The 19,761-nt window shown below is 67.9% G+C and carries 19 protein-coding genes; 3 read left to right on the forward strand and 16 right to left on the reverse strand.

The genetic code is table 11. The features are described 5' to 3' along the window. Both CSC76_RS16605 and CSC76_RS16610 read left to right on the forward strand, forming a co-directional pair. Positions 1-444 (forward strand): hypothetical protein (locus tag CSC76_RS16605; protein WP_238395039.1); only part of this gene is annotated, 444 nt, incomplete at its 5' end. 82 nt (positions 445-526) lie between these two features. Continuing rightward, complete coding sequence (locus CSC76_RS16610) at positions 527-820, forward strand: hypothetical protein (protein ID WP_162111082.1); 294 nt, start codon at positions 527-529, stop codon at positions 818-820. A gap of 56 nt (positions 821-876) precedes the next feature. Here the strand turns inward: CSC76_RS16610 and CSC76_RS16615 are convergent, their stop codons facing one another. The 15 genes from CSC76_RS16615 to smc all read right to left on the reverse strand — a co-directional run bounded on the left by CSC76_RS16615 (position 877) and on the right by smc (position 18,117). Continuing rightward, complete coding sequence (locus tag CSC76_RS16615) at positions 877-2,385, reverse strand: ATP-binding protein (RefSeq protein WP_162111083.1); 1,509 nt, start codon at positions 2,383-2,385, stop codon at positions 877-879. 3 nt (positions 2,386-2,388) lie between these two features. Then, positions 2,389-2,829 (reverse strand): response regulator, encoded by a 441-nt coding sequence (locus CSC76_RS16620; protein ID WP_162111084.1) that lies wholly within the window; start codon positions 2,827-2,829, stop codon positions 2,389-2,391. Then, positions 2,826-4,628 (reverse strand): sensor histidine kinase, encoded by a 1,803-nt coding sequence (locus CSC76_RS16625; RefSeq protein WP_162111085.1) that lies wholly within the window; start codon positions 4,626-4,628, stop codon positions 2,826-2,828. The genes CSC76_RS16620 and CSC76_RS16625 overlap by 4 nt, the downstream gene beginning before the upstream one ends. Before the next feature lie 108 nt (positions 4,629-4,736). After that, the gene (locus tag CSC76_RS16630) at positions 4,737-5,846 is read right to left on the reverse strand and encodes a GGDEF domain-containing protein (protein WP_162111086.1); all 1,110 of its coding nucleotides are present in this window, start codon (positions 5,844-5,846) and stop codon (positions 4,737-4,739) included. Positions 5,847-5,925: 79 nt separating this feature from the next. After that, complete coding sequence (gene mtnA / locus CSC76_RS16635) at positions 5,926-6,984, reverse strand: S-methyl-5-thioribose-1-phosphate isomerase (RefSeq protein ID WP_162111087.1); 1,059 nt, start codon at positions 6,982-6,984, stop codon at positions 5,926-5,928. A 47-nt stretch (positions 6,985-7,031) separates the two neighbouring features. Further along, positions 7,032-7,781: a DUF3011 domain-containing protein gene (locus tag CSC76_RS16640; protein ID WP_162111088.1), complete on the reverse strand. Its 750-nt coding sequence runs from the start codon at positions 7,779-7,781 to the stop codon at positions 7,032-7,034. 108 nt (positions 7,782-7,889) lie between these two features. Further along, complete coding sequence (gene epmA / locus CSC76_RS16645) at positions 7,890-8,861, reverse strand: EF-P lysine aminoacylase EpmA (RefSeq protein ID WP_162111089.1); 972 nt, start codon at positions 8,859-8,861, stop codon at positions 7,890-7,892. Between the two features lie 154 nt (positions 8,862-9,015). Next, positions 9,016-11,358 carry an NAD-dependent DNA ligase LigA gene (gene ligA, locus CSC76_RS16650; RefSeq protein ID WP_162111090.1) on the reverse strand — a complete coding sequence of 781 codons (2,343 nt, stop codon included), beginning with the start codon at positions 11,356-11,358 and terminating at the stop codon, positions 9,016-9,018. Between the two features lie 100 nt (positions 11,359-11,458). After that, the gene (locus CSC76_RS16655; protein WP_202923557.1) at positions 11,459-11,818 is read right to left on the reverse strand and encodes a GFA family protein; all 360 of its coding nucleotides are present in this window, start codon (positions 11,816-11,818) and stop codon (positions 11,459-11,461) included. Beyond that, positions 11,815-12,159 (reverse strand): low molecular weight protein tyrosine phosphatase family protein, encoded by a 345-nt coding sequence (locus tag CSC76_RS16660; RefSeq protein WP_162111091.1) that lies wholly within the window; start codon positions 12,157-12,159, stop codon positions 11,815-11,817. Before CSC76_RS16660 ends, CSC76_RS16655 begins: the two co-directional genes overlap by 4 nt. Positions 12,160-12,167: 8 nt before the next feature. Beyond that, positions 12,168-12,554 carry a type II toxin-antitoxin system PemK/MazF family toxin gene (locus CSC76_RS16665; RefSeq protein ID WP_162111092.1) on the reverse strand — a complete coding sequence of 129 codons (387 nt, stop codon included), beginning with the start codon at positions 12,552-12,554 and terminating at the stop codon, positions 12,168-12,170. Positions 12,555-12,591: 37 nt separating this feature from the next. Beyond that, positions 12,592-12,939: a DUF2200 domain-containing protein gene (locus tag CSC76_RS16670; RefSeq protein WP_162111093.1), complete on the reverse strand. Its 348-nt coding sequence runs from the start codon at positions 12,937-12,939 to the stop codon at positions 12,592-12,594. A 207-nt stretch (positions 12,940-13,146) separates the two neighbouring features. After that, positions 13,147-13,719, reverse strand: a complete 573-nt coding sequence (locus CSC76_RS16675) for a hypothetical protein (RefSeq protein ID WP_162111094.1) — start codon at positions 13,717-13,719, stop codon at positions 13,147-13,149. Between the two features lie 125 nt (positions 13,720-13,844). Beyond that, positions 13,845-14,579 carry a cell division protein ZipA gene (gene zipA / locus CSC76_RS16680; RefSeq protein WP_162111095.1) on the reverse strand — a complete coding sequence of 245 codons (735 nt, stop codon included), beginning with the start codon at positions 14,577-14,579 and terminating at the stop codon, positions 13,845-13,847. 34 nt (positions 14,580-14,613) lie between these two features. Beyond that, on the reverse strand, positions 14,614-18,117 hold the full coding sequence (gene smc / locus CSC76_RS16685) for a chromosome segregation protein SMC (protein ID WP_162111096.1): 3,504 nt from the start codon (positions 18,115-18,117) through the stop codon (positions 14,614-14,616). 275 nt (positions 18,118-18,392) lie between these two features. Between smc and CSC76_RS16690 the strand changes: the two genes are divergently transcribed. Next, a complete protein-coding gene (locus CSC76_RS16690) occupies positions 18,393-19,595 on the forward strand; it encodes an amino acid aminotransferase (RefSeq protein ID WP_162111097.1) in 1,203 nt (400 codons plus the stop codon). Between the two features lie 34 nt (positions 19,596-19,629). Here CSC76_RS16690 and CSC76_RS16695 read toward each other — a convergent pair. Beyond that, the coding region (locus CSC76_RS16695; protein WP_162110136.1) for an integrase core domain-containing protein at positions 19,630-19,761 on the reverse strand (132 nt) is incomplete at its 5' end.

Here is a 19,761-nt window from a genome sequence, read left to right on the forward strand (position 1 = left end):
GGGACGGACACCACCATGCCCTGCGCCGTGATCGACATCCAGTCGGAACTTCGCTTCTGGGAAGAGACCTACGCGTGCCAGCCCTTCCACCGCCCCGGCACGCCCTTCCGCTACTACGTGCCCACGCTCAAGTTCGCGTACGACGCCTACCTGCTCTCGCGCAGATGCTCGCTGCAGCAGCTCCTGCCCGCGCTGTCCGCGCGTTACGACGCCGCCATCGTGCGCGGCATCCGCCTGGATTGGCCATGGGCGCTGGCGATCATCGAGCGCGTCTGGGCGCGGCTCAATGCACCGCTGGAAGAAGACCCACCCCTGTTCGCTTTGCCTGCGGCGCTGCTGGAAGAGCGCGCCCTGCTCGACCACGCCATGCAACGACGAAGCGATGTTCACGCCATCATGGCGAACGTGAACGAAAAAGGGCCCACACGGTTAAATCCACGTTAGAACGCCCTTTATTTCACTTAAGCATCACTGCGCGGAACAAAAACTTTCCCCGTCACCACCACATCGACACGGGGGATTCACCATGGCTAGCCAGTCCCGCAACCGCCACGCCACCGCGCAGATCGTCGACATCGATGCCGAACTCGCCTACTGGAAGACGCGCCTCAATGAGGACACCTTCCAAGTGGTCGGCGCCACCGTCAGCGACCTGGAGAAGTGCCTGAAGATCGGCTACGACGCCTACCTGCTGCACCACCGGCACGACTTCGACGAGATCGCGCCTTCCCTGCGCGACCGGCTGCAGCGCTACTGCCCCGATACGCCGATCGGCTGGTACGCGCGCAACCCATCATGCGCGCGGTCTGGCAGCGGCTGAAGCCGTCCGTGGGCCACGCCTGACCGGTTCTTGGCGCGCCTGCAGGCCTCGGGGCCTCAGGCGCGCAACCCCAGGGCGTGCTCGATCGCTCCGAACAGCGCCTGCACCTGCACCGGTTTCACCACGCTCGCCGCGCAATCATGGCCGTCGGCCTGTCTGTCGGGTTCGCGCAGACGCACCACGGGGCCTTCGAAGCCCGCCTCTTTCAACACCGCCAGCACGTCTGCGGCCGACAGCAACAGGATGTCGTCGTCGATGACCGACAGCGCAGGCAGGCCGTTGCGCGCGATCTGCTGCAGCGCGTTGGCGCCATCGGGCGCCATCACCGGGTCGTAGCCCTGCGCGGCCAGCGCATTGCCCAGCAACGACAGGCGCGTCGCATCGCCATCGACCAGCAGGATCCGGCGTCCGCCACCATCGAGGAACGCGGCATCTTCGGCCTCGACCCATTCGTCGGCGACCGGCGCCGGCAGATGCAGTTCGAACACGGTGCCGCTGCCCAGCGTGCTGCGCACCTCGATGCGTCCGCGCACCGACTCGACGATGCGCTTGCAGGCCATCAGGCCCAGTCCGGTCCCGCTGGCCTTGGTGGTGAAAACCGGCGTGAACAACTGCCCGCGCGTGGCTTCGTCCATGCCCGTGCCCTCGTCGGACACGCGCAGCACCACGTACTCCTGGCCGTCGTCGGCCACCGTAGACGTCGCCGACAGCGTCAGCTGCCCGCCGCGCTCGGCCATGGCCTGGATGCCGTTGAGGCACAGGTTGATCAGGCACTGCTGGAACTCGGTGTAGTTGCCCTCGATCAGCAGGTCCTCCGGCGGCGGCTCCACCACCAGGCGGACCTGCCGCGACAGGCTGCCCTGCAGCAGCAGCTGCACGGCGCTGAACAGCGCGGCCACGCTGATCGTCTCGCTGGCCTTGCGCGAACCGCGCACGAACGAGAGCATGGAATCGGCCATCTCGTGGCCGCGCTTGCCGCTTTCGGAGATCACCGCGCCCAGGCGCAGGATCTTGGGATCGTCGCTGTACGTGGACAGCAGATCCGGCACGATCAGCAGCGGCTGCAGGATGTTGCGCAGGTCGTGGCTCAGGCCTGCCGCCAGCATGGCCAGGCAGTCCAGCCGCTGCGAGCGCATCAGTTCCTTCTCGGCGTGCTCGCGTTCGCGCTCGGTGCGCGCCTCGCGGATGGCGCGCGCCACCGCCGACGGCAACCGCGCCGGCGTGTGCTTGAGCACGTAGTCGCTGGCGCCCTGCTGCAGCGCCCTGACCGCCGCCTCCTCGCCGATGGTGCCGGAGAAAAACACGAACGGCAGGCGCGGGTCGTGCTCGCGCAGGATCTCCAGTGCCTGGTACCCGGAAAATCCCGGCAATTCCATGTCTGACAGCACCAGGTCGAACGGATCGCCGGCCAGCGCAGCGCGCATGTCCTCCGCACCGTCGACGCGCAGGAACTCTGCGTCCAGGCCGGCCTCCAGCAGTTGCTCGATCAACAGCTCCGCATCCAGCTCGGAGTCTTCCACCAGCAGGATGCGGACGCGGCCCAGCGGGGCACCGGAATGCGGCACGGCTCAGTCCCCGACGGGCGTTTCGTTGATGACGGCCCAGAACGTGCCCAGCGTCTTCACCGCCTGGAAGAACTGGTCGATGTCCACCGGCTTGACCACGTAGGCGTTCACGCCCAGGTCCCAGCTGCGCGCCAGGTCGCTCTCCTCGCGGGAGGACGACAGGATCACCACCGGCAGGAGCTTGAGCTTCTCGTCGCTGCGGATGTGCTTCAGCACCTCCAGGCCGTCCATGCGCGGCATCTTGATGTCCAGCAGCAGCACGGACGGCAGGCCGTCCTCGCGCTGCGCATGGGCGCCACGGCGCAGCAGGTAGTCCAGCGCCTCCACGCCGTCCTCCACGTGAACGATGGGATTGGCCAAGTTGGCCTCGCGCAGCGCGTCGATCGCCATTTCGGCGTCGGCCAGGCTGTCTTCGGCCAACAGGATGGTGCGGATGGCGCTCATGCGTCTTTCTCTCGGGAAGGCGGAGCGTCGAGCGCCGCGGGAAGGGTGAAGAAGAAGGTGGCGCCCTGGTCGGGCGCCGATTCGGCCCAGATCCGGCCGCCATGGCGTCCCAGCACGCGGCGCACGCTGGCCAGGCCGATGCCGGTACCGGGGAAGTCGCTGGCCTTGTGCAGGCGCTGGAACACGCCGAACAGCTTGCCGGCATAAGCCATGTCGAACCCGGCGCCGTTGTCGCGCACGCTGAACAGGTGGCTGCCATCCTCCTGCCGCCGGTGCTCGACGTCGATGACCGCACGCTCGCGCTGGCTGCTGTACTTCACGGCGTTGCCGAGCAGGTTGCTCCATACCTGGCGCATCATGTTCTCGTCGGCCAGCACGATGGGCAGCGGCGCGATGCGCCATTCCACCCGGTCCGCACGGCCCTCGCCCTGTTCGCCCGTATCCAGCATGGCGCGCGCCTCGGCCACCAGCGACTGCATGTCCACCGCCTGCAACCGCAGCGCGCCACGGCCCAGCCGCGAATACACCAGCAGGTCGTCGATCAGCTGCGACATGCGCCGGGCCGAACCGCCGATCACCTCCAGGTAATGGCGGGTCTTGTCATCCATGCCCTCGCCCAGGTGGCGACCCAGCTTGTCCGAAAAACCGGCCACGTGCCTCAACGGCGCACGCAGGTCGTGCGACACCGAATAACTGAACGCCTCCAGTTCGCGGTTCACTTCCGACACCTGCTCCACCTTGCCTTCCAGCTGGCGGTTCAGCGCGGCGATTTCCTGCTGCGCGGTCTTCTGCAGCGAGATGTCGCTGACGGTCACCAGCACGGCGTGGTCGTCGCCCTCGGGCAGCGGCATGCGGCGCGCATTCAGCAGCACCGTGCGGCGCAGGCCGTCGACGGTCTCCTGCTGCAGTTCGTAGTCCCACAGCTCGCGGCCGCGCGCCAGCACGTCGTCCAGGCGCTGGCGCATCACCTTGTCCTGCCAGGCGGTGCCCAGGTCGTCCAGGCTGGACACCTTCTGGCCTTTTTCGATGCCGTAGAGTTCGGCGAAGGCACTGTTGTGCATGTGGATGCGCTGCTCGCCGTCCAGCAGCACGATGGGCTCGCGCACCGTATCCAGCACCACCAGGGCGCGCTGGCTGGCCTGCGCGGTCTGCTTTTCGGCGGCCAGCCGCCGGGCCGCCTGCCGGGCCAACGACATCAGCACCAGCGACAGCAACAGCAGCTGCGCGCCCAGGGCGATCATGCGGATCCACTCCATGCGCTGCCGCTGTTCGGTGGCCTCGCTGTTGCGCTGCTTCAGCAGCGCCCGCTCATCACTCAGGATCTCGTCCAGCAGGCCACGGATCGGGAAGCGGGTCGCCAGGGGCGCCACCACGTTGGCGCGATAGGCGTCCGGCGCCAGCAGCAGCTGGTCGACCACTTCGACGCGCGCATTGACCAGTTCGCGCAGCCGCCCCACCCGGATCAGCTGCTCCGGATTGTCCGCCGTCAGGCGGGCGAGGCTCTGGAACCGCTCCGGCAACGACTCGCGCCCCCTGCGTAGACGTTCGCGCGCCAGCGGATGATCGGCGCCGAGCGCGATCAGCATGGCCGACGCTTCCATTTCGCGCACGTCCAGCGCAAGCCCCAGTACGGTGGCTTCCACCTCGTGCGTGTGGATGACGGCGTCGGCCGCTTCCTGGGTGTCGCGCGCCAGGCGCTGCAGCAGGATGACCGGACCCACCACGATCAGCAGGATGGCCAGTCCCAGCAGCAGCAGGCGTCCCTTGCCCCATGCATGCGGGGTGCGATCCTCGTTCATATTCCCCTGGCGTCCGATGGACGCGCAGCAGACCCGACAGCCCCTGCGCGTGGAAAGTCGGACGATGCTATCGCAGGAATGTCACATTGGGAATGAAGAAAAATCCGTTCAGGAAACAGGCGCCACGCACACGCGGTCACGCCCCTCGCGTTTGGCCGCATACAGGGCGAGATCGGCGCGTCGCATCAGCTCGCGCAGGGTCTCGCCGGGCCGATGCTCGGCGACGCCGGCGGACAGCGTGGTGACCGCGCCTTCATGCTCGCCACCGAACTCGCCGCGCACGTACTCGGCGAAGGTCCGCGCCGAGCCCGCATCGTGCCCTTCCAGCAACACGGCGAACTCCTCGCCACCGATGCGCGCAGCACACCCGCGGACGCCCGCACGCGCCTGCATGATCGCGCCAAGGCGTTGCAGTACGGCATCGCCGCCGTCGTGACCCAGCCGGTCGTTGATGCGCTTGAAGAAATCGATGTCCAGCACCACCAGTGCCAGCGGCACGCCGGCGGCGGCGGCACGCGCATGCGCCGCTTCGGCTCGCTCGCTCCAGCCGTTGCGGTTGAGCAGGCCGGTGACCGGATCGGTGCTGGCCTGCTGGACCAGGCGTCGGCGCATGCGCCAGGCCGAGACCGCAAAGTCGCTGCGGTAGCCGGCCAGCACCAGACCGAAGCCGATGGTGGTCAGCGTGTACAGCCAGTACAGCGCACTGCCTGTGCCGGGCGCTCCGTACAGCACGATGCGCAGCTGGGCCATCGCCACGATCAGCAGCGCGAACGCCAACAGCGATACCGGGCGCACCATCAGCGCCATCAGCGCCAGCGGCAGCAACTGGAACAGGCCGGTACGAAGGGCCAGCTGGCCGGTCGCGCCAGGCAGCGGCATGCTCATGAAGATGCCCAACAGCAACGTCGCCAGCAGCGTCAGGACCAGCCGGTGCTGCCATTGCGGCAGACGGGCCACCGCGGCCGCGCAACCGGCCACCACACTGGCCATCAGCATCTGCAGCCAGCCGGGGTAGCCGATCGAGGGCGTGGCGCCCGCCACCTCGAACACCGTGATGATCGCCAGCAACACCGCGCCGCACAGCAGCACGCCGCTGACGATCGGCCGGGTGGCGCGCAGCTGGGCCTGGGTAAGATCCTCCCGCTCGACGCTATCCAGCCCCTGGGTGGACTCGCGCGCGAAGAAGCCGCGCAGGCGGTGCACAATGCCCACCGCCATGGGGGAAACAGGTGGCTGCGCACCGGTACGAGGCGGCGCAACGCTCACCGGCTTCCCGCGCGGCTCCCCCCGCATGGAGCTAGCCGCCGAAGATCGCGCGCATGCGCGCTTCGTCGGGCTGCTCGATCACGCCCTTCTCGGTGACGATGGCGTCGATCAGCGACGCCGGGGTGACGTCGAACACCGGATTCCACGCCGGCACGCCTTCGGCCACCGTGCGGGTACCCGCGATGCCGAGCAGTTCGCCGGGGTCGCGCTCCTCGATGTGGATGGCATCGCCGTTCGGCGTGGCCATGTCCACGGTGGACGAAGGCGCCACCACCATGAACTTGGCGCCGTGGTGGCGCGCGGCGATGGCCAGCTGGTAGGTACCGATCTTGTTGGCGGTATCGCCGTTGGCGCAGATGCGGTCGGCCCCGACGATGACCCACTGCACGGCGCCGGTCTTCATCAGGTGCGAAGCGGCCGAATCCGCGATCAGCGTGGCGGGAATCCCGTCCTGCAGCAGCTCCCAGGCGGTCAGGCGCGCACCCTGTTGCCATGGGCGGGTCTCGCCCGCGTACACCTTGCCGATGCGGCCCTGCGCCACGCCGGCGCGGATCACGCCCAGCGCGGTGCCGAAGCCGGCCGTGGCCAGCGAACCGGTGTTGCAGTGGGTCAGTACGCCACTGCCCTCGCCGATCAGCGCCGCCCCCAACTCGCCCATGTGGCGATTGGCGGCCAGGTCTTCCTCGGCGATCGCCAGCGCTTCCAGCTCCAGCACGCCACGCCAGTCGCTGCCGGCGGTCTTCAGGGCCGCACGCATGCGCGCCAGCGCCCAGGCCAGGTTCACGGCGGTGGGACGCGCGGCGTTGAGGCGCTGCAGGGCGGGCTCAAGCTTGTCCGCCGCCTCGGCCGGCGTGGCGGCCATCACCTCGCGCGCGGCCAGCACCACGCCCCAGGCGGCGGCAATACCGATGGCCGGCGCCCCGCGCACGGCCAGGTCGTGGATGGCCGCTGCCACCTCGTCGCTGGTGGTGCAGCTGAGGTATTCCACGACGAACGGGAGCTTGCGCTGGTCCAGCAGTTCCAGCGCGCTCCCGGTCCAGCGGATGGGACGGATTCGGTCGTAGCGGGCGTAATCGACGGTGTCGTTCATGGGGCCATTGTACCGGCCCCTCCCCGCCTCTCCTCACATCCGCAGGATCACCAGCTGCGGAACTCGGCCCGGCAGCCGTCGGTCACCCAGACACCGCGGGCGTCCCGGCCCCAGGTGCGGCCTTCGATGCAGGCGGCGTTGGACAACTGGCGGACCAGCTGCACGCGGCCACGCCCGTCCACACCGCAGGTGCGGGTGCGTCCCTTCTCGGACTCGCAACGGAAGGTCCGGCCGTAGCCGTCCCCGTATCCGTTGTCGTAGCCGCCGTTGTTCCAGCCGCCGCCATTCCAGCCGTGGCCCCGGCCGTACACCTCGAACTCGGCCCGGCAACCGCGCGACACCCAGATCGCATTGCGATCGCGGCCCCAACTGTAGCCTTCACTGCACGGGGCCTTGGAGAACTGGCGGACCAGACGCACCTCGCCGCGGCCGTTGACCGGACAGCTGCGCGAACGCCCGTCGATCGACTCACAGCGGATGCGCTGCGCACTGTCCCAGCCGCCACCGCGGCCGCTGGCGAACTCGGCGCGGCAACCGCGATCGACCCAGACGCCATCCCGCAGCCGGCCCCAGTTGCGGCCTTCCTCGCAGCGCGTCTTGGAGACCTGCCGCACCAGCCGCACGCCGCCGCGCGTATCCATGCGGCACTCGCGGTAACGGTTGTCGTTGGAGTCGCAGCGCACGACCTGCCCGCCGCCGTAATAGCGATCGTCATACTGCGGTGCGGCCTTCGCGGCGACGGTGCCGAACAGGGCGACGGTGCCGAGTACCAGTGTTGCGATCAGCGAGCGTTGCATGGCGAGCGTCCTCGTGGGTGTTGGACCGCAATCTACGCAGCGATGATGAACGCGCGCCCACGTAACCGTTTGCAGGGAACACCCACGCGGGGCATGTTTGGCTGGCTTTCAGGCGCGCGCGAAATCGAAGGCGACCACATCCGCGATGCGCGGTGTGTCGAGCATCGCCATCAGCAGCCGGTCCACTCCAAGCGCGACGCCCGCACAGTCCGGCATGCCGTGCGCCAGCGCGGCGAGCAGGCCTTCGTCGATGGCGGGCGCATCCTCGCCCCGCACGCTGCGTGTCGCCACGTCGCGTTCGAAGCGCACACGCTGCTCCGCCGCATCGGTGAGCTCGTGGTAGCCGTTGGCCAGCTCCAGCGGGCCCAGGTAAAGCTCGAAGCGTTCCGCCACCGGCACGCCGTCGCGCTCCACCACCTTGGCCAGCGCGCACTGGCTGGCCGGATAGTCGTACACCACGCGGATCTCGTCGTGTCCGAACGCAGGCTGCAGCCGGTGGGTCATCAGCAGGTCCAGCCAGTCGTCGCGGGTCAGGCCGTCGCCGTCGATGGCGATGCCGGCCGCGGCGCTGCGCACCGTCTCCAGGTCGGCCGTCATCGGATCGACGCCCAGCTGCTGCCGGTACAGGTCGCGGAAGCTCACGCGGGACACGGTCGCTTCCCGCCCGATCATCGACAACGCCGCCTGCACCAGCGCCACCGTCTCGTCCATCAGCGGTTCCAGCGTCCAGCCCACGCGATACCACTCCAGCATGGTGAACTCCGGGTTGTGCCGCCCGCCGGCTTCGCCATCGCGGAACACCCGGCCCAGTTCGTAGCAGTCGCCGATGCCGGCGGCCAACAGGCGCTTGAGGGGAAACTCCGGCGATGTCCGCAGCCAGCGGGTACGCGATGCGCCGTCGGTGCGGCCGGAGAATTCCAGCGCGAAGGAGGCGATGTTGGGGTCGGTGTTGCCGGCGCGCGAAATCATCGGCGTCTCGACTTCCAGCACATCGCGCCCGATGAAGAAGTCGCGGACGAGCCGGTTGAGCGAGGCGCGCAGGCGCAGCGTGTCGAGCGAAGCCGAAGGTTGCCAAGTCAAGGCATGCCTCCCGCAATTGTAGGAGCGACGTAAGTCGCGACCGGAAGAACTCGCCTTCCATGTAGCGTTTTTTGCATCGCTGGGTTCAAGGGTCGGAACGCTGTTGGCGTGCGGTCGCGACTCACGTCGCTCCTACAGAGAAGCGGGCTCCGCCTCATGCATGGTTCTCCAAGAACGCCAGCAGCTGCGCTTCGTCCCAGATCTCGATACCCAGCTCCTGCGCCTTGGCCAGCTTGGACCCGGCGGCTTCGCCGGCCACCACCAGATGCGTCTTCTTCGACACGCTGCCGGCGACCTTGGCACCGAGCGCTTCCAGCTTCTCCCCGGCTTCGCCGCGGCTCCTGGACGCCAGGCTGCCGGTCAGCACGACGGTCTTGCCGTCGAGCGGTCCCGCGGACACCGCCACGTCCGCCGGCGTGATCGCCCGCAGTTCGTCGAGGGCCGCACCGCAGCGCGAGAGCAGCTGCGCGTTGGTCTCGTCCTCCAGCCATGTGGCGAAGGCGTTGGCCGCATCGCTGGGCAGACCGGCGGTGACGAAGTTGTGCACCGGCGCATCCAGCAGCGCCTGCACCGACGGGAACGCCGAGGCCAGTTGCTCGGCGCGCACGCGGGTGACCTTGGGAATCTCCAGGTCGACCAGCACCGTGGCCAGCTCCAGGCCGGCGCGCAGCTTGCCCGAAGGGGGATGCGTATCGCCGATCACCACCCCGCGCGCCAGCAGGTCGTCGATGGCCTGCTGGTTGCCGGGCTGGTCGAGGAAGTGGCCCAGCGAGCGCGCCACTTCGCCGCCGATGTCCGGCACCTGCTTGAACAGCGGCCACGGCAGGCGACGGATCACCTGCAGGTCGCCGAACCACTGCGCCAGGGCTTTGGCGGTGCTCTCACCGACGTGCTGGATGCCCAGACCGAACAGGAAGCGCTCCAGCGTGGTCCGGCGACTGCGATCGATGGCCTCGATCAGGTTCTCGGCCCACTTGGTCGCCACCTTGCCCGATTTCGCCGTCTCGGGCGTGGTGCCATCGCGCTCATCGACGCGCCGCTTCATCTCCAGCAGGTCGTCCAGCGTCAGCTTGTACAGGTCGGCCACGTGCTGCACGAAGCCCAGGTCGCTGAGATCCTCGACGAAACGTTCGCCCAGACCCTCGATGTCCATCGCCCGGCGCGAGGCGAAATGGATGATCGTCTCCTTGCGCTGCGCCGGGCAGGTCAGCTCGCCGCTGCAGCGCCACACCGCCTCGCCTTCCTCGCGGACGATCTCGGAACCGCAGACCGGGCATGCCGACGGCATCCGCCACGGCACGGTGCCGTCCGGGCGTCGTTCGGGCACCACGCCCACCACCTCCGGGATGACGTCGCCGGCGCGGCGCACGATCACCGTGTCGCCGTTGCGCACGTCCAGGCGGGCCACCTGGTCGGCGTTGTGCAGGGTGGCACGGGTGACGGTCACGCCGCCCACATGCACCGGTTGCATCAGCGCCCACGGCGTCACGGCGCCGGTGCGGCCGACATTGACCTCGATCGACTCCAGTACCGTCATCTGCTCCTGCGCGGGGAACTTGTGCGCGATCGCCCAGCGCGGCGCGCGCGAGACGAAACCCATCTCGCGCTGCCCTTCCCCGTCGTCCAGCTTGTAGACCACGCCGTCGATGTCGAACGGCAGCCCATCGCGCGCCTCGCCGATGCGACGGTAGTAGTCGAGCAGGCCCTCCACGCCTTCCACCACCTCACTGAGGCTGCTGACCGGGAAGCCCCAGCCGCGCAGCTGCTTCAGCGTGGCCGAGTGCGAATCCGGCAGTTCGCCGCCCTCGACCAGGCCGGTGCCGTAGGCGAAGAACGCCAGCGGCCGCTGCGCGGTGATGCGCGGGTCCAGCTGGCGCAGCGAACCGGCGGCGCCATTGCGCGGGGTGGCCAGCACCTTGCCGCCATGCTTGCGGGCGTACTCGTTGTACGTCTCGAAATCGGCGCGCGGCATGTACACCTCGCCGCGCACTTCCAGCACGTCCGGCCAGCCGGTGCCGCGCAGGGTCAACGGGATGGCCTTGATGGTGCGCAGGTTGAGGGTGACGTCCTCGCCGGTGGCGCCGTCGCCGCGGGTGGCGCCCTGCACGAAGGCGCCGCCTTCGTAGCGCAGGCTGATCGCCAGACCGTCGAGCTTGGGCTCGGCCGAGAACCGCAGCGCCGGGCGCTTCAGCCGGTCGGCGATACGGCGGACGAAGTCCTGGACCTCCTCGTCGCTGAAGGCGTTGCCCAGCGAGAGCATGGGAATGGCATGGCGCACTTCGGCGAACTTGCCGGCCGGCGCATTGCCCACGCGCTGGGTGGGCGAATCGGCGGTCACCAGATCCGGATGCGCTGCCTCCAGCGCCTCCAGTTCGCGCAGCAGACGGTCGTACTCCGCATCCGGGATGCTGGGCTCGTCCAGGACGTAGTAGCGATAGTTGGCATCCTCCAACTGGCGGCGGAGGTCGGCGATGCGTGCGGCAGGGGTCGGCGTCATGGGTGAATTCTAAGGCCGCCGGGCGTGACGGGAGGTGCTGGCCGGCGGGGTCGAGGGCCGTCCCTGTCCCCGCCGCGCGGCACCTCAGGCCGGGTGCCCGTCACGGCATGCCGGCACCCACCGTCATCCGCACCGGAATGCCGGCCGGATCGAACCCATCCAGGCAGTACACGTTGATGCCGTAGTGGTCCGGCGTGACACGCTTGCGGTGGAACGGGTAGATGCCGCACACCTTGCAGAAATGATGGTGCGCGGTGTGGCTGTGGAACCGGTATTCGGCCAGCGCATCGGCACCGGCGAGCAGGCGGAAGGCGCTCTCGTGCACCTTCACCATCAGCGCGTTCTTCTTGCGGCAGATGGAGCAGTCGCATTGCGTCAGTTCGGGAAAGTCGGTGTCGATCTCGAAACGGATCGCGCCGCAGTGGCAGCGGCCGGTCCAGGTCTGCAGGGGGCGGGTCATGAGGCCTCCACGTTGGCGGGCAGGAACCGCACGACCTTCTGCTTCAGCAAGCGGATGAGCATGGGGTCCATGAAGTCGTAATCGTCTGGGATGTCCAGGCAGATCACCCGCTTGCCGTTGAGGTGGCGCGCGAACTTCGCCGACAGCCGGTTGCGGTGCGCCTTCTCCATCACGAAGATCATGTCCGCCCACGCCAGCAGTTCGGGCGAGACCGGTACCTCGGCGTCATTGCCCAGGCCGGCTGAGGCGGTCTCGATCCCCGGCCAGTCGGCGAACACCTGCTCCGCCGTCGGGCTGCGCAGGCGGTTCTGGGTGCAGATGAAGAGGACGTTGCGGGGCATGCCTTGGGTCAGCGATGGCAGGAGGCCTGCAGGAAGCGCAGTGCAGCCACGATCTGGTCCACGCGCGCTTCGCTGAGCCGACCGATGTGGTCCTGCAGCCTGTGCTTGTAGAGCGAGGAGATCTGCGACGCGATCACCACGCTCTGTCGGGCCAGCCCACCCTCGCCGGCATCCAGCAGGACCACGCCGGGTTCGGGGGCACGATGGAGGTTTGAACTGAGCGCGCAGACCACCACCGTGCCGATCCGGGAGTGATTGAAGACGTCGTCCTGCACGACGACGTGCGGGTGCGGAACGCCCGGAATCGACCCGCGCGATGCATCGGCGGCGACCCAGAAGATGTCTCCGCGGTGGATGACACGCGCCGGAACAGGGGCATCGAGTTCTCTGTCCATGGGCATATGGTAAAGGCGCCACATCCCCGACACGACGTCACCGCAGGATCTTCTCCATCGCCTTCCCCTTCGCCAGTTCGTCCACCAGCTTGTCGAGGTAGCGGATCTTCTGCATCAGGGGATCGTCGACGTCTTCCACACGCACGCCGCAGACCACGCCCTTGATGAGCGATGCACGGGGATTGAGATGCGGGGCTTCGGCGAAGAACGTTTGGAAATCGGTCTTCGCCACGATCTGCCGTTCGAGCCCAGCCTGGTCGTACCCGGTCAGCCAGCGGATGACCTCGTCCACCTCGGCCTTGGTCCGACCCTTGCGCTCGGCTTTCTGCACGTACAACGGATACACGCTGGCGAAGGAGGTGGCGAAGATGCGGTGGCCAGGCATTGCGGATCCTCCAAGCGAACCGATGTCATCAAGCGCCATCGTAGGATGGGTGGAGCCGGAGGCGATACCCATCACGAGCTATTGGGTCATCCACGATGGGTATCGCTGTGCTCAACCCATCCTACGTGCTGTGCTTCTCTCCGCCTGCCCACCGCACAAGCCAGATCGACTCCTGCAATGTCGGGCTTCGCGTCGCCCACGCCTACGCTACGAAATCCATGTCGCTTCCGTGCCGACCAAATGCCATACACCGTTTCTCAGGCGAAGCCTCGATCGCCACCCGCTTCCGCAGCGTGGACCGCAGTGGATGCCAAAATCGACGGTGGCAGACAGGCCTTGGGAGTCCAGCAGATACCGTGGCATATCCAGCGAAATCCATGCCTCCAGCCCCGGATACCATCGTTGAAGGCATGGCAGGGGCGTGTGCTGCCCGTCACGCATCATTCGACTCTGGCACTGGTCGACGTGCTCGCGAAAAGAGGTGGGTCTTTCCCTGCGAACGGATGGGCACCCCCAATCTTCCGGCAACTCGAGCAGACCCAGTTTTTGCCGTCCATCCATCCGATCCTTCGGCGCTGAGGCCGCGATCAACAGACCGGCATCCATGTGGCAGCGATCACCAAGCGCCACCCGTAATACGGTAGCGTCGTGCTGGAGAGCAAACTCCCTGGTCAACACAAAGTGCGGAATCTCGTCCGGCGGCGGTGGCGGTATGGCGGACCGTTCCTTCAATAAAGGGAGCACCATTGCCGCGGCAGACACGCCGAGCATCAACATCATCCATACAGCGATCCGTTTTCCCGTCATGCTTCCCCACATGAGATTCGGTGTAAACAGTGCTGGGTTTCCGATTCGCTTCAATCCAGCCTACGACACCGCGAGTTCGTCATCCTGGGAAACCGAATTCACCACCTCGGCGCCTTCGTCAGCGGCGGCGCTTCGTGCTGGCGGTCGTAGGCGCGCAGTTCTTCGCGGATGTGCTGGATGCGCTGGCGGCCGAGGGTGTTGCGGCTGTCGTCGAGGACCACGCCGCCCAGCAGCTCGGCCATGCGCTCGACGTTGGGCAGCAGCTTCTCCCAGGCTTCCAACGCCGTCATCGGTGCGGGCAGCGTGAGGAAGAACGCAATGGCCGGGGTTTCCAGCGAACGGATGTTGGCCATGTCGAAGCTGCCGGGCTGCATGATGTTGGCCATGCTGAAGACCGGGCCACGCTCCGGATGCCCTTCCACCAAACGGTGGAACACGTTCATGTGACCGAAGGTCAGGCCCGTCTTCTCGGCGGCGACCACGATGTCCTCGCCGCGCAGCACCTGCCCGGCCTTGGCCGCCACGTAGAGCGAAACGATCTTGTCGAAATCCTGGCTGGGACGCTTGCCCAGCTCGCTCTCCACGCCCGCGACCGGCGTACCGCCGGCCAGGCCCAGTTCGGGCTGGCTGACGCGTTCGTCGTTGTAATCCTGCATCTGCTCGCTGGTGTCGTCGCCGGCGAGGCTGGGTTCCACGCGCGCGGTGTCGCGCTCGGCGGTTTCGATGCGACGGCCCTGGCTGGGCTTCTTGGGGCGTCCGAACAGGAAGATCGCCACCAGCAGCAGGATGCCGGCGACGAGGATTCCGATACGAAGCATGGCCATGTCGGACACAGGGGATTCTCCGGCAGGTTGGGATCGATCAGGGTCAGGCGGCGCCGGCCAGGCGGGCGGCCTCTTCGAGGTCCACCGACACCAGGCGGCTGACACCGGGTTCCCGCATGGTAACGCCACTGAGCTGGTGTGCGGCTTCCATGGTGGCCTTGTTGTGGGATACGAACAGGAACTGCACCTTCTCGCTCATCTCCTTCACCATGTTGGTGAAGCGGCCGACGTTGGCCTCGTCCAGCGGCGCGTCCACCTCGTCCAGCAGGCAGAACGGCGCGGGGTTGAGCTGGAAGATGGCGAACACCAGCGCCACCGCGGTCATCGCCTTCTCGCCGCCCGACAGCAGCGAGATGTTGGATACGCGCTTGCCGGGCGGGCGGGCCATGATCGCCACGCCGGGGTCCAGCAGGTCTTCGCCGGTGAGTTCCAGATAGGCGTGGCCGCCGCCGAACAGGCGCGGATACAGCTGCTGCACACCGGCATTGACGCGGTCGAAGGTGTCCTTGAAGCGGCCGCGGGTCTCGCGGTCGATCTTGCGGATGGCCTCTTCCAGCGTTTCCAGCGCGGTCGTGAGGTCCACGTGCTGCGCGTCCAGGTATTCCGAGCGCTGGCTGGCCTCGCCGTATTCGTGGATCGCGGCCAGGTTGACCGGCTCCAGCCGGCGCATGCGGCCGTCGATCTGGGTGACGCTCTGCTCCCACTCGCGGATGTCGGCGACCTCGGGCAGCGTGTTGATCACGTCCTCCAGCACGAAACCGCCGGCGACGACCGCCTCGGACAGCTGCTCGGCCTTCAGCGCGAGCGCCTGCTGGTCGAGCTTGCGCTGCGAGATGCGCTCGCGCTGGGCCACGGCCTGCTCGTCGCGCTGCTGGCGGGTCTGTTCGTACTGGCGCAGTTCGTTGTCGATGCCTTCCAGCAGTGAACGCGCCTCGGCCAGCTGGCGGTCGGCGGTGACGCGGTGTTCCAGCGCCGCCTGGCGTTGCGCCTCCAGTTCCTGCACCGGCGAATCGCCTTCGTTGAGCTGCAGGGTGAGTTCTTCCAGGCGCGAGTCCAGCTGGCCACGCTGGCCGCCCATGCGGTCCAGGGCCTGGCTCAGCGAGACGATCTGCGCGCGCTGCGACTCCAGGGTCAGGGCCAGCGCGTGCACGGTGTCGCGCGAACTGCGGGCGGCTTCGCGTGCCTGGTCGCGCGCGTCGACCCGCTGGCGACGTTCGTTGTCCAGCGCCTGCCGTGCGGATTCCAGATCGCCCATGCGGGTGACCGCATCTTCAAGTTTCGCCCGCGCTTCGCGGGCCTGCTCGCGGCTGGTCTCCAGCGTTTCGACCAGCTGCGCGATCTCGCCGTCGATGCGATCCAGACGGGTGCGGGTGGCTTCCAGCTTGCCCTGGTGGCTCTGCAGTTGGCCGGCCAGCTCGGACACGCCGCGATGGGCCATGTACAGCGTGCGCTGGGCTTCCTCGCGCTGCTGCTCGGCAGCAAGCAACTGGTCGCGCAGCTGCGCCAGGCGTTCTTCCAGCCCCGCCTCGCGCGCCTGCAGGGTTTCGATCTCGCCACGCAGCGCCTGGATCTCGCGCTCGCGCAGCAGCGCGCCCTGTTTGGCAGCGCCCGAGCGCAGCACGCGCACCCAGCCGGCGCCCAGACGCTCGCCGTTGCGGGTGATGACGGAATCACCCTCGCCCAGCTGCGCTTGCAGGCGACGGGCCTCGGACAGGTCTTCGGCCACGTGCAGGCGGGCCAGCAGGCGACGGATCGCCGCCGGGCCCTGCACCTTGGCCGCCAGCGAGGTCGGCGCGAACGCCACGTCGCCACGATCATCGGAGACCAGCGCGATGCGGCCATCGCCGAGTTCGCCCAGCGCCTCCACGAGTGCTTCCGGCGCATCGACCAGAACGCCTTCGATCAGTTGACCCAGCGCACCCTCGACGGCATTTTCCCAGCCCGGCTCGACCGTCAGCTTTTCGCCGACACGCGCGGCGTTGTCCAGGCCACGGGCCTTCAGCCAGGTCATGGCGGCGCCCTGTTCCTGGCCCAGCGCGGCGTGCTGCAGCGTCTCCAGCGAGGACAACCGGCCGCGGGCTTCCTGCGCGCGTTTGCGGGTGTCGGACAGTGCGGCCTGGGTGGCGCGCTGCTGCTCCTGGGTGTCGGCGGCCGCCTGCTTGCGGGCTTCGACCTGTTCGGTGAGCGTCTCCAGCGATTCCTTCTGGGTATCGTGCTGCAATTGCAGCTGTTCGAAGGCGGACGCCAGCGCTTCCAGGTCCAGGCCGGCGCGTTCGGCGGCGAGCGCTTCGCGGCGACGTTCGGCTTCCAGCGACTGGCGGTCGAGGTAGTCCACGCGGGTGCGTTCGACATCGCCGGCACGGGATGCCTCGGCGGTTTCGCGGCTGTGCGCTTCCCAGCGCTGCTGCCAGTCCGCCAGTGCGGCCTCGGCCTCGCGTAGCGCGTCCTGGCGCATCACGTCGTCCTCGCGCAGCTGCTCCAGCTGCGGCTCGGCGTCGGCCACGGATTCGCGCAGCACCGCCAGACGGGTCTCGTCGCCGCTGATGTGCTGGCCCAGTTCCTGCAGGGCGTTGTGGGCCTCGTCGCGCGCCTTCTTCAGTCGCTCGGCCAGCTCGCGCTGGTGCTGGATCTGCTGTTCGATGCGGGCCAGCGTGCTGCCGACCTGGTAGACCTCGCCCTGCGCCTTGTTGAGGGCGTCGGCGGCTTCCTCGCGGCGCACGCGGTCGGTTTCCAGCAGGCGCTCGGCCTCGCGCTGTTCGGCGATCAGCTGCTGCAGTTTCGTTTCTTCCTGCGACAGCGCTTCGCGCAGACCCTGCAGCCTGCCGTCCAGGCCGCGGTATTCCAGCGCCTTCCACTCGGCGTCCTTGACGCGGCGCTCTTCCTGCAAGGCCTTGTACTGCTCGGCCTGCTTGGCCTGGCGCTTGAGGTGCTCGAGCTGCTTGCCGATCTCCTCGCGCAGGTCGTTCAGGCGGTCGAGGTTTTCGCGGGTGTGGCGGATGCGCGTTTCGGGTTCCTTTCGGCGCTCCTTGGACTTGGGGGTGCCGGCGGCTTCCTCCAGGTAGATGCGCAGGGCTTCCGGGCGGGCCTCGATGGTCTGGCTGATCATGCCCTGCTCGATGATCGAGTAGCTGCGCGGGCCCAGGCCGGTGCCGAGGAACAGGTCGGTGATGTCGCGGCGGCGGCACTTGGTGCCGTTGAGGTAGTAGTTGCTCTGGCCGTCGCGGCTGACCAGGCGCTTGACCGATATTTCGTTGAAGGCCGCGAACTCGCCACTGATGGTGTGGTCGCTGTTGTCGAAGATCAGTTCCACCGAGGCCTGCGACACCGGCTTGCGCGCCGCCGAGCCGGAGAAGATCACGTCGGTCAGCGAATCGCCGCGCAGGCGGCTGGCCGAACTTTCGCCCATCACCCAGCGCACGGCGTCGATGATGTTCGACTTGCCGCAGCCGTTAGGGCCGACCACGCCGGTCATGTTGGTCGGCAGGTGCAGCACGGTGGGATCGACGAACGACTTGAAACCGGACAGCTTGATGGTGGAAAGGCGCATGCGGCGGTGTCTTCCGGGCACCGCGACCGGACCGGGCCGGCGCGCTGCCGCAAGTGTGAAATGGGATCAGCTTCGATTGCCAATCCATTGATTTGGCTGGCAATCCGGCCTGCCTTCAGGCATGCCAACGGATGAGTATAGCCGCCACTGCCGCCGGATGTCCGGGCCTCCCGGCGACCTACGCCGCACAGCCCACGGCGTACGGAGGGGGCCGCGCCTGTTAGCATCGCAGACCGTTTCACCCCTCCTCCCTCACTCATCAACGGTCCCCACCCGTGTCTCTTTTTGCATCCGTCGAACTGGTGCCCGGCGACCCCATCCTGGGGCTGACCGAGGCTTACAACGCCGATCCCCGCACCCAGAAGGTCAACCTGGGCGTCGGCATCTACTACGACGAGCAGGGCCACATCCCCCTGCTCGCCTGCGTGCGCCGCGTCGAAGAAGCCCTGGCCGCCGAGGGCAAGCCGCGCGGCTACCTGCCCATCGACGGCCTGGCGGCCTATGACGCCGCCACCCGCGAGCTGGTGTTCGGCAAGGATTCGGAGCTGGTCGCCGCCGGACGCGTCGCCACCACCCAGACCATCGGCGGCAGCGGCGCCCTGCGCGTGGGCGCGGACCTGCTGAAGAAGCTGCTGCCGCACGCCACGGTGGCGATCAGCAATCCCAGCTGGGAAAACCATCGCGCCGTGTTCGGCGCGGCCGGCTTCGACATCGTCGACTACACCTATTTCGACGCCGCCACGCATGGCCTGGATTTCGCCGGCATGCTGGCCGACCTGGGCCGCCTGGAACCCGGTACCGTGGTCCTGCTGCATGCGTGCTGCCACAACCCCACCGGCGCCGACCTGACCGTCGCGCAGTGGCAGCAGGTCGCGGCGCTGCTGAAGGAACGCGGCCTGTTCCCCTTCATCGACATGGCCTACCAGGGCTTCGACAAGGGCATCACGGAAGATGGCGCCGCCGTACGCATCGTCGCGGAGACCGGCATCGACAGCTTCATCGTGGCCAATTCGTACTCCAAGTCCTTCTCGCTGTACGGCGAGCGCGTGGGCGCGCTGTCGGTGGTCGGTCCGGATGCGAACGCGACCAGGGCGGTGCAGTCGCAGGTCAAGCGCATCATCCGCACCATCTATTCCAGCCCGTCCACGCACGGCGCTGCGCTGGTAGCCGGGGTGCTGGCGAGCAGCGAGCTGCGCGCGCTGTGGGAAAGCGAGCTGGGTGCGATGCGCACGCGCATCCACGCGCTGCGCGCGGGACTGGTGGAGAAGCTGGCGGCCCTGGGTGCGCCGGAATTCGCCTTCATCCAGCAGCAGGCCGGCATGTTCTCGTATTCCGGCTTGAGCAAGGCGCAGGTGGATCGGCTGCGCGACGAGTTCGGCATCTATGCGGTCGGCACGGGCCGCATCTGCGTGGCGGCGTTGAACCAGCAGAACCTCGCATACGTGGCGGAAGCGGTGCGAACGGTCAGCCGCGGCTGAGCGCAACGGCGACGGGATGACAGGAAAGGGAGGCCTAGGTGTGTAAACCCACCACGTTGTTCAGTGGGATTCGGGTGATGGGTGGCCTGTAGCCAAGGCTGGCATGTGGTCGATGCCAGTTGTAGTGATGAAGCCAGCCCTGCAGCGCGTGGGCTCGCTGTTCGGA

This window comes from Pseudoxanthomonas mexicana (genome assembly GCF_010093385.1).
GTDB classification, from domain to species: Bacteria; Pseudomonadota; Gammaproteobacteria; order Xanthomonadales; family Xanthomonadaceae; genus Pseudoxanthomonas_A; species Pseudoxanthomonas_A mexicana.

Coding starts and splice junctions, on each gene's coding strand:
- CSC76_RS16610 (WP_162111082.1), top strand. CDS start 527: ATGGCTAGCCAGTCCCGCAACCGCCACGCCACCGCGCAGATCGTCGAC.
- CSC76_RS16620 (WP_162111084.1), bottom strand. CDS start 2,829: ATGAGCGCCATCCGCACCATCCTGTTGGCCGAAGACAGCCTGGCCGAC.
- CSC76_RS16625 (WP_162111085.1), bottom strand. CDS start 4,628: ATGAACGAGGATCGCACCCCGCATGCATGGGGCAAGGGACGCCTGCTG.
- CSC76_RS16630 (WP_162111086.1), bottom strand. CDS start 5,846: ATGGCGGTGGGCATTGTGCACCGCCTGCGCGGCTTCTTCGCGCGCGAG.
- mtnA (WP_162111087.1), bottom strand. CDS start 6,984: ATGAACGACACCGTCGATTACGCCCGCTACGACCGAATCCGTCCCATC.
- CSC76_RS16640 (WP_162111088.1), bottom strand. CDS start 7,781: ATGCAACGCTCGCTGATCGCAACACTGGTACTCGGCACCGTCGCCCTG.
- ligA (WP_162111090.1), bottom strand. CDS start 11,358: ATGACGCCGACCCCTGCCGCACGCATCGCCGACCTCCGCCGCCAGTTG.
- CSC76_RS16655 (WP_202923557.1), bottom strand. CDS start 11,818: ATGACCCGCCCCCTGCAGACCTGGACCGGCCGCTGCCACTGCGGCGCG.
- CSC76_RS16660 (WP_162111091.1), bottom strand. CDS start 12,159: ATGCCCCGCAACGTCCTCTTCATCTGCACCCAGAACCGCCTGCGCAGC.
- CSC76_RS16665 (WP_162111092.1), bottom strand. CDS start 12,554: ATGGACAGAGAACTCGATGCCCCTGTTCCGGCGCGTGTCATCCACCGC.
- CSC76_RS16670 (WP_162111093.1), bottom strand. CDS start 12,939: ATGCCTGGCCACCGCATCTTCGCCACCTCCTTCGCCAGCGTGTATCCG.
- CSC76_RS16675 (WP_162111094.1), bottom strand. CDS start 13,719: ATGATGTTGATGCTCGGCGTGTCTGCCGCGGCAATGGTGCTCCCTTTA.
- smc (WP_162111096.1), bottom strand. CDS start 18,117: ATGCGCCTTTCCACCATCAAGCTGTCCGGTTTCAAGTCGTTCGTCGAT.